The 9,393-nt window shown below is 29.0% G+C and carries 8 protein-coding genes; all 8 read left to right on the top strand.

The features are described from left to right. The coding region (gene glyS, locus VK998_RS03755) for a glycine--tRNA ligase subunit beta (protein ID WP_325225634.1) at window positions 1-1,631 on the top strand (1,631 nt) is incomplete at its 5' end. 39 nt (window positions 1,632-1,670) lie between these two features. Then, window positions 1,671-2,315: a transcriptional regulator CcpN gene (gene ccpN / locus VK998_RS03750; protein WP_325225632.1), complete on the top strand. Its 645-nt coding sequence runs from the start codon at window positions 1,671-1,673 to the stop codon at window positions 2,313-2,315. A 10-nt stretch (window positions 2,316-2,325) separates the two neighbouring features. Continuing rightward, the gene (locus tag VK998_RS03745) at window positions 2,326-3,153 is read left to right on the top strand and encodes a pyruvate, water dikinase regulatory protein (RefSeq protein WP_325225631.1); all 828 of its coding nucleotides are present in this window, start codon (window positions 2,326-2,328) and stop codon (window positions 3,151-3,153) included. A 155-nt stretch (window positions 3,154-3,308) separates the two neighbouring features. Next, window positions 3,309-4,322 (top strand): deoxyguanosinetriphosphate triphosphohydrolase, encoded by a 1,014-nt coding sequence (locus tag VK998_RS03740; RefSeq protein WP_325225628.1) that lies wholly within the window; start codon window positions 3,309-3,311, stop codon window positions 4,320-4,322. Between the two features lie 84 nt (window positions 4,323-4,406). Continuing rightward, on the top strand, window positions 4,407-6,251 hold the full coding sequence (gene dnaG, locus VK998_RS03735) for a DNA primase (protein ID WP_325225626.1): 1,845 nt from the start codon (window positions 4,407-4,409) through the stop codon (window positions 6,249-6,251). 24 nt (window positions 6,252-6,275) lie between these two features. Further along, window positions 6,276-7,397 (top strand): RNA polymerase sigma factor RpoD, encoded by a 1,122-nt coding sequence (gene rpoD, locus VK998_RS03730; protein ID WP_414713552.1) that lies wholly within the window; start codon window positions 6,276-6,278, stop codon window positions 7,395-7,397. 59 nt (window positions 7,398-7,456) lie between these two features. Continuing rightward, window positions 7,457-8,164 (top strand): tRNA (adenine(22)-N(1))-methyltransferase, encoded by a 708-nt coding sequence (locus tag VK998_RS03725; protein ID WP_325225625.1) that lies wholly within the window; start codon window positions 7,457-7,459, stop codon window positions 8,162-8,164. Next, window positions 8,142-9,242 carry a Nif3-like dinuclear metal center hexameric protein gene (locus VK998_RS03720; protein WP_325225623.1) on the top strand — a complete coding sequence of 367 codons (1,101 nt, stop codon included), beginning with the start codon at window positions 8,142-8,144 and terminating at the stop codon, window positions 9,240-9,242. Before VK998_RS03725 ends, VK998_RS03720 begins: the two co-directional genes overlap by 23 nt. Window positions 9,243-9,393 lie beyond the last annotated feature (151 nt).

The raw sequence follows: 9,393 nt of genomic DNA, 5'->3' as shown, positions 1-9,393 counted from the left end.
GTGGCAAAAACTTAAGATTTGCAAGGCCAATAAGATGGATAGTATCTATCTTAAATAACAAAGTACTTTCTTTTGAGTTAGAAAGAATTAAAGTAGGTAATATAACAAAAGGGCATAGATTTTTAGGAAGTAATAGAATAGAAATCAATACAGTAGATGAATACTTCAATAAACTGGAAGAAAATTTTGTATTGGTAGACCAAAATAAAAGAAAAGAAATTATTAAATATGGATCTGAAAGATTAGCGAAAGAAAAGGGAGGAAATGTTCTTTTAGATGAAGAACTATTAGATGAGGTTACTAATATTGTTGAATATCCAACACCAATAATTGGAAGGATAAAACAGGAGTACTTAAATTTACCTGAGGATGTAATAATAACTCCTATGAAAGAACATCTTAGATTCTTTCCAATAGTCGATGACAAAAATAGGTTGTTGCCATATTTTATTACTGTAAGAAATGGAAACGACGAACATATAGAAACAGTTATCAAAGGGAATGAAAAGGTATTAGGTGCTAGATTAGAAGATGCAAAGTTCTTTTATTATGATGATATAGATCTTCCTTTGGAAGATTATGTAGAAGATTTAAAGAATATAGTATATCAAGAGAAGTTAGGAACTCTTTATGATAAAACTTTGAGAAATCAAAAATTAGCAAAAAAGATAGGTGACTACCTAGAAGTTGGCGAAGAAACACAAAGAAATATTCAACGGGCTGCTTATTTAGCAAAAGCTGATTTGGTAACTAAGATGGTAGATGAATTTACTGAACTACAAGGTAAAATGGGAATGGAGTATGCTGAACATTCAGGAGAAAATGAAATTGTAAGTACAGCTATATATGAACAGTACCTACCAAGATTTGCAGGTGATGAATTACCAACCACTACAGCAGGTTCAATTTTAAGTATTGCAGACAAATTAGATACTATAGTAGGTTCTTTTGCTATAGGTATTCAACCAACTGGATCCCAAGACCCTTATGGGCTTAGAAGGCAGGCTTTAGGGATTATCAATATAATTTTAGATAAAAGACTAAATTTAGGCTTAGGAGATTTAATAGATTCAGCTCTTTATGTCTATGTTGAAGAACTTGGACTTGTATTTGATTATTCAACTATAAAAACTGAGATAGTTGATTTCTTTAATGGAAGAGTTAAAAATATGTTTATTGATTTGGGTATAAGATATGATATAATTGATGGAGTTATAAATACTGGAATTGATAATATTTATGACTTAAAGGTAAGAGCTGATAAATTAAATGAATATTTAGAAAAAGATGGATTAACCGAAGTGTTATTTACATTTAATAGAGTGATAAATTTAGCTGAAAAAACCACTTCAACAGAGGTAAAAAGGGATTTACTGGTTGAAGAGGCAGAAGTAGAATTATACGAAACCTTTAACGACATTGAAGAAAAAGTATTAAATTGCCTGGATAAGAAAGAATATGATAAGGCTTTAGAACAGTTTATTGTTTTAAAAGAACCAGTTGATAATTTCTTTGATCGTGTAATGGTTATGGTGGATGAAGAAGATTTAAGGGAAAACAGATTAAGTCTTTTAGGGAAAATATCTGAAACTATGCTCTTGATTTGTGATCTATCCAAATTAGTAAAATAAGCCTAATACTTTAGGCTTATTTTGTAATAACAAAGGGGCGTGATTCAAATTCAATTAAGTGAAAGGCAAGAAAAAATTATCGATATTGTTAAAGCCAATGAACCCATAACCAGTGAAAATATAGCAAAGACTCTTAAATTGACGAGAGGCACCCTTAGACCAGATTTGGCTATCCTAACTATGTCAGGTATATTGGATGCAAGACCAAAAGTTGGATATTTTTACACTGGAAAGACAACCTTTAGCTTTATATCGGAAAAAATTCAAGGAATTAAGGTGGCAGAGAGAAAGTCGGTTCCCATTATAGTTGATGAACAGACGAGTATATATGACGGAATAGTAACAATGTTTTTAGAAGATACTAGTACTATTTTTGTAACATCAGATGGGTACCTTTCAGGAGTAGTATCTAGAAAAGATTTTTTAAAAAATGCTATAGGTGGATTGAACTTAAATAAAACGCCTATAGCTGTAATAATGACACGAATGCCAAATATTATAGTAACAACTTCAGAAGAAAGCATTTTTGAGGCTGCTGTAAAACTTATAGAACATGAAATAGACAGCTTGCCAGTAGTAGAAGTAGTTTCTTTAGATAAAGATAATAAGGCATATAAAGTAGTAGGAAGAATTACTAAAACTACTATTACTAGACTTTTTGTTGAACTTGGAAATAATGAATAGGGGGTACGTTATGGATAAGAATATTACAATATATGTACTATCGGACTCCATTGGGGAAACTGGAGAGCAAGTGGCCCGAGCGGCAGTAAGCCAATTTAGTCCAGAAAAATACGAAGTTAGAAGATTTCCATATATAACAGTAGAAGAACAGATTAAAGAAGTTTTTGAAGAAGCAATGAGTGAAAAAAGCATAATAATATATACAATAGTAATAGATAAACTTAGAAGTTTTGTTATTGAAATGGGAAAAGTATATAATATTCCTGTGGTCGATTTGATGACCCCTACCTTAGAAGCTCTTCAAAATGTTTTAGGATATGAACCTAAAAGGGAATCAGGACTTATAAGAAAGCTAGATGAAAAATATTTTAAAAAAGTAGAAGCAGTGGAATTTGCAGTAAAATATGATGATGGAAAGGATACAAGGGGAATTAAAAAAGCAGATATTGTGTTGGTAGGAGTATCGAGGACTTCTAAAACACCACTTAGTATGTATTTAGCTCATAAACATTTTAAGGTAGCAAATGTACCCTTAGTTCCAGAAGTGCCGGCACCTGTTGAACTGTTTGAAAAAGATGTAAAGAGAGTTTTCGGACTTATTGCTAACCCATTCAAATTAAATGAAATAAGACAAGAAAGATTAAAATCATTAGGTTTAAATAATAATGCAAATTATGCAAGCATAGAAAGAATAAATTTAGAACTTGAATATTCAAAGAAAATAATGGAAAAACTAAATTGTATAGTAATTGATGTATCCAACAAAGCAGTAGAAGAAACTGCAGGGATAGTGATGGATTATATGAAGGATAATTTTGGAGAAGAAATGTTAGATTAGAAGTGTTGTATATACAACACTTCTTTTGATTCTATACTTTAAATATAATGGAATTATAATTATTTTATAAAATAATTTTAAATTATTGAAGGATTATAGGAACTTATGTTGTATATATATATCAATACTATTTTTAATAAAATGGGGTATATATTATGTGTATAAGAATTGAAATTGAAGAATTAGAAAAGAATATATTGTCTCAGTATGCAGCTTTAAGTAAAAATACAAAGGGTAGACTAATTAAAGAAGAAAGCTGTCATGTAAGGACTGAATATCAAAGAGATAGAGATAGAATAATTCATTCCAAATCCTTTAGAAGATTAAAACATAAAACTCAAGTTTTTATAGCTCCAGAAGGGGATCATTATAGAACAAGGTTGACCCATACTTTGGAAGTTGCTCAGATATCAAGAACTTTAGCTAGAGCATTAAGATTAAATGAAGATTTAGTTGAAGCTATAGCTTTAGGGCATGATTTAGGGCATACTCCCTTTGGGCATACAGGAGAAAAAATATTGAATCAATTACATCCTAATGGATTTCATCATAATAACCAAAGTTTAAAAGTTGTAGATAGATTAGAGCATACTGAATCAAGAAAAGGATTAAACTTAACATATGAAGTAAGAGATGGGATTTTAAAACATACTGGAAAAGAAGCACCAGAAACCTTAGAAGGATATATTGTACGAATAGCAGATAGGATTGCTTATATTAATCATGATATAGATGATGCAATAAGGGCTAATATAATAAAAATGGAAGAGTTGCCTAAAGATTGTTTAAATATATTAGGGAAATATCATGGTGAAAGAATAAATTCAATGATTGTAGATGTTATAAAAAATAGTATAGGTAAAGATAGAATAGGCATGAGTGAAGAAATAGACTATTATACTGAAAAATTAAGAGATTTTATGTTTGAAAGAGTGTATTTAAATAAGGCTGCAAAAGGTGAAGAAGATAAAGCAAAATATATTATAGAACAATTATACCAATATTATATAAAAAATTTTAAAAAATTACCTTTAGAACATATAAAATTATATAAGAAGAATGAATTAAAAGAGGATATTATATGTGATTATATTGCTGGAATGACAGATAGATATGCTATCAATTTATTTAAAGAACTGTTTGTTCCAAAATCATGGAGAAAATATTAATAAAAGAAGGATTTCCTAAATTTTTGTCGAATATTAATTAGAGTATTCTCTTATGTTTTTAAGAGATAAGCAAGGTGGTAGTTTATGACATATAAGATTAATGAAGAATTAATTGAAAAAATTCATGATAGCAGTAATTTAGTTGACATTGTTTCTAGATATCTTAAACTTAAAAAAACTGGAAGTAATTATGTAGGATTATGTCCTTTTCATAGCGAAAAAACTCCTTCTTTTACTGTATCTGAATCAAAGCAATTGTTTCATTGTTTTGGATGTGGAGAAGGTGGAGATTTAATAACCTTTATTATGAAAATAGAAAACCTGTCTTTTGTTGAAGCAGTTAAATTTTTAGCTGATTTGCAGGGAATATCAATAGAAGAATCGAATAAGGTAGATGATAAATTAAACTTAGAAAAGAAATTGATATATGAAATTAACAAAGAGGCAGCAAAATTTTATTATTACAATTTGAAGAAAAGCAAAGAAGCTTCAAGATATTTACAAAATAGAAAGATTAATGAAAAAGTAATAAAAAAATTTGGATTAGGGTATGCTCCAGATAGATGGGATAGTATAAAAAAATATTTACAACAAAAAGGTTATAAAGAAGTAGATATTGAGAAAGCAGGTTTAATAGGAAGAAGGAAAGATGATACAGGTTATTATGATAAATTTAGAAATAGAATAATATTTCCAATAATAGATGCTAAAAAAAGGGTAATTGGCTTTGGAGGTAGAATATTAGACAATACTATGCCTAAATATCTAAATTCTAAAGATACTTTGGTATTTTCAAAAGGGGATAATTTATATGGATTAAACCTAATAAAAAGGTATTCAGATAGTCAAAAATTAATATTAGTTGAAGGATATATGGATGTTATAGCATTGGCGCAAAATGGGATAGATTATGTTGTGGCAAGCCTTGGAACTGCTTTTACTCATAATCAGGCAAAACTACTAAAAAGATATAAAAGAGAAATATATATATGTTATGATTCAGACAAAGCAGGAATAAATGCATCTATAAAAGCATTAAATATATTAAGAAAAGAAGGTGTAGAACCTAAAGTAATAGTATTACCTACAGGACAAGACCCGGATGATTTTATAAATAAGAATGGATTAAATGAATTTAACAAACTGATAAATAAAGCATTAAATTATATTGATTATAAAATATTTATTAATAAACAAAAATTTGATTTAAACAATACAGAAGAGAAGATTCAATTTACAAAAGAAATATCAAAAATTTTAGTAGATTTGAAAAGTCCAATTGAAAAGGAAGTTTATATAGATAAGGTATCTAGAGAGACAGGAGTATCAAAAGAAGCAATTCAAAAAGAAGTATTAGGTAGCAATTTAAAAATTAGTTCAACTTTTTACAAGGACAAGTATATAAATGGCAAAAATAGGTATAATAAGAATAAAATAATTCCAATTAAAACCGTATTAGAACCTGCACATTTGACAGCAGAAAAAGCTTTGATAAATTTGATGATAAATGGCAAGAATTATTATGATATAATAAAAAGCCATTTGGGGAAAGAAGATTTTTTAAACTATGAACATAATGTTTTAGCAAATATCATATTTTATCAATATGAGAAGAATCCACAATTGACAAAATTGGAACCTAAAATTATAATAGATGAGTTGAATAAAGAAAAAAATATAGATTATAATTTAATAGATGAAATTATGGATATGAAAATAGATTTTCTATCAGATGATAAGCACAAATTAATAGAAGATTTAATTGATAGGATAAATTATTCTAAATTAAGAATAAAGAGAAAAGAAATAATAAACGAGATTCAACAAATTGAATCAAAAAAAGGTAAAAATGAAGGAGATGTAGAGAAATTCAAATTATTATGCATAGAATTAACAAAATTAGACAAGAAGTTAGAAACACATATATAAAGACTGGGAAGGGAGGGAGCTGCATTGAACCAAAAGAATAAAGAAGGAGAAAAAATAGGAAAGGAAAAAATATTAGCTATAAAAAAGTTGATTGATAAAGGCAAAAAAAATGGCATGTTAACATATAAGGAGATAATGGATGCACTTGAAGAAATTGATTTAGATGCAGATCAAATAGATGATATCTATTTAAGATTAGAGGATATGGGTGTAGATATCGTTGGAGAAAAAGAGGAAGATATGCTCCTTGAGACCGATGATGATACTGATACAGAAGAAACAGAAACAAAAGAGGAGATTTCAGTGCCTAAAGGGATAAATGTAGATGACCCTGTTAGGATGTATCTTAAAGAAATAGGCAAAATTCCATTATTAACAGCAGATGAGGAAGTAGAATTAGCCCAAAGGATGGAAGCTGGTGATGAGATAGCCAAGAAAAAACTGGCAGAAGCAAACCTTAGATTAGTTGTAAGTATAGCAAAAAGATATGTTGGTAGAGGAATGCTTTTCTTAGATTTAATCCAAGAGGGAAATCTTGGTCTAATGAAAGCAGTTGAAAAATTTGATTATGAGAAGGGATTTAAGTTTAGCACCTATGCTACTTGGTGGATACGCCAAGCTATAACGAGGGCTATAGCTGATCAAGCTAGAACTATTAGAATACCAGTCCATATGGTGGAAACTATTAATAAATTAGTAAGAGTACAAAGACAGCTAGTACAAGAACTGGGTAGAGATCCTTCACCAGAAGAAATTGGTCAGGAAATGAATATGGAGGTTGAAAAAGTAAGAGAAATAATGAAAATTGCTCAAGAACCAGTGTCTTTAGAAACCCCAATTGGAGAAGAAGAAGACAGTCATCTTGGTGATTTTATAGAAGATGATAATGCATTGGCACCTGCAGATGCAGCGACTTATATTATGCTAAGAGAACAGTTAATAGATGTGTTGGATAGTCTTACTCCTAGAGAACAGAAGGTATTACGACTAAGATTTGGATTAGATGATGGCAGAGCAAGGACTTTAGAAGAGGTAGGAAAAGAATTTGATGTTACAAGAGAAAGAATAAGACAAATAGAGGCAAAAGCTTTAAGAAAATTGAGACATCCTAGTAGAAGTAAGAAACTAAAAGATTTTTTAGAATAAGTTAAAGATTCGCAAAAGGCGAATCTTTAATTGTAAAAAATTATAGAAGGGGCAAACGTATGAGACTATCTAAGAGATTACAAGCAATAGCAGATTTTATTCCAAAAAACACCATGGTTGGTGATATTGGAACTGACCATGGCTATATACCTATATATTTAATAGAAAATAAAGTAGCTAAGAAAGTAATAGCAACAGACTTGAGTAAAAACTCTTTAGAAAAGATAAAGGAATTTGTTAAGGAAAGAAAATTAGAAAGTCATATAGACATTAGATTAGGAGATGGTTTAGAAGTACTAAAGAATTTTGAAGTAGATACAGTTGTAATTGCAGGTATGGGAGGTCTTCTTATTAAGGATATTCTGGACAAGGATATAGAAAAGAGGGATTCTATAACCAATTTTATACTACAGCCTAATATTGCTAGCAATGAGTTGAGGAAATACCTATACTATAACAATTTTGAAATAATTGATGAAAAATTAGTAAAAGAAGACAATAAATTTTATGAAATAATTTATGCTAAGAAAGGTAAGTTTCATATAGGGGAAGATATCTACTATGAAGTAGGAGAAAAATTGATCTTAAATAGGGATCCATTATTAAAAGAGTTTTTAGAAGAAAAAATTAAAATAATAGAAAAAATATTAGAAGAATTAAAAGGGAAGAATACAGAAAAAAGTGAGAGTAGAAGTAAAGAATTAATAGAAAAAAATAAGAGTTTAAAGGTGGTGTTGAAAAGGCTTGAAGGCAAAAAAGATAATTAATTTACTAAACCAATGGGCTCTACCCTATTTGATTGATGAATGGGATAATACAGGATTTCAAATAGGAGATCCACAAAAAGATATTAAAAAAATACTCGTATCCTTAGATTTAGATAGGAAAGTGCTTGAAAGGGCAGTAGATGAAAAAGTCCAGATGATTATTACCCATCATCCTGTAATATTCAAGCCATTAAAATCTATTACAAAATTAACTTATAAAGAAAAATTGATTTATGATTTAATAAGAGAAGATATAGTAGTATACAATGCACATACTAGTTTGGATTTAACTTTAGGTGGAGTAAATGATGTTTTAGCTAATTTATTGGGAATTGATAATACTGAACCTTTAAAAATTGTTTATGAAGAATCTTTATTAAAACTAGTAATTTTTGTACCAAATGACTATGTTTCTTCGATTAGAAAGGTTTTAGGCCAAGCTGGTGGAGGGTGGATTGGGAATTATAGTCATTGTACTTTTAATACTGAAGGTATAGGAACTTTTAAACCTCTTGAAGGAACTAAACCCTTTATTGGTAAAACAAATATTATAGAAGAAGTTGAAGAAACTAGGATAGAAACTATAGTTAAAGAAAGAGATTTAAATAGAATATTAGATGAAGTAATTAAAAATCATCCTTATGAAGAAGTAGCTTATGATATATATCCTTTAATAAATAAGGGAAAGGTCTACGGATATGGTAGAATAGGAGAAGTAGAAGAAATTTTTTTATCAAATTATTTAGATATTATTAAAGACAGTTTAATGGTAGGCAATATCATTGTTTATGGGAATCAAGATAGAAAAGTTAAAAAAGTAGCTGTATGTGGCGGAAGTGGTTCATCATTTATACATGATGCCTACTTAAAAGGAGCGGATATATTTATTACAGGAGATGTAAAATATCATGAAGCTCAATATGCTGATGAATTAGGATTAACTATAATAGATGCAGGTCATTATCATACTGAAAAAGTAATATTGCCAGAAATAAAGAAGTATATAAATGAAAATCTAACAGAAAAAATTGATATAATAATAAATGATGAAAGTAGCCCACCTTATGTAGTTTATTAACTCTATGGAGGTAATTGAATGGGAGAAATAGAAGGTTTATGGGAACTACAAAAACATACTAATATAATAAAGGATATTAGTATTAGCCTTAAGGAAGTAAAAAGTGGTAATAAAATTAAGGACTTAGGAGTACGATTGAATGGAACAGAAG

It is taken from the genome of Schnuerera sp. (genome assembly GCF_035459645.1).
Taxonomy (GTDB): domain Bacteria; phylum Bacillota; class Clostridia; order Tissierellales; family Tepidimicrobiaceae; genus Schnuerera.
The sequence above is the reverse complement of the archived record's forward strand: the minus strand, read 5'-3'. Positions and strand labels throughout refer to the sequence as shown.

What these genes read in the sequence shown, in the direction of transcription:
- VK998_RS03745 (WP_325225631.1), top strand. Translation starts at nt 2,326, where the DNA reads ATGGATAAGAATATTACAATATATGTACTATCGGACTCCATTGGGGAA.
- VK998_RS03740 (WP_325225628.1), top strand. Translation starts at nt 3,309, where the DNA reads ATGTGTATAAGAATTGAAATTGAAGAATTAGAAAAGAATATATTGTCT.
- dnaG (WP_325225626.1), top strand. Translation starts at nt 4,407, where the DNA reads ATGACATATAAGATTAATGAAGAATTAATTGAAAAAATTCATGATAGC.
- VK998_RS03725 (WP_325225625.1), top strand. Translation starts at nt 7,457, where the DNA reads ATGAGACTATCTAAGAGATTACAAGCAATAGCAGATTTTATTCCAAAA.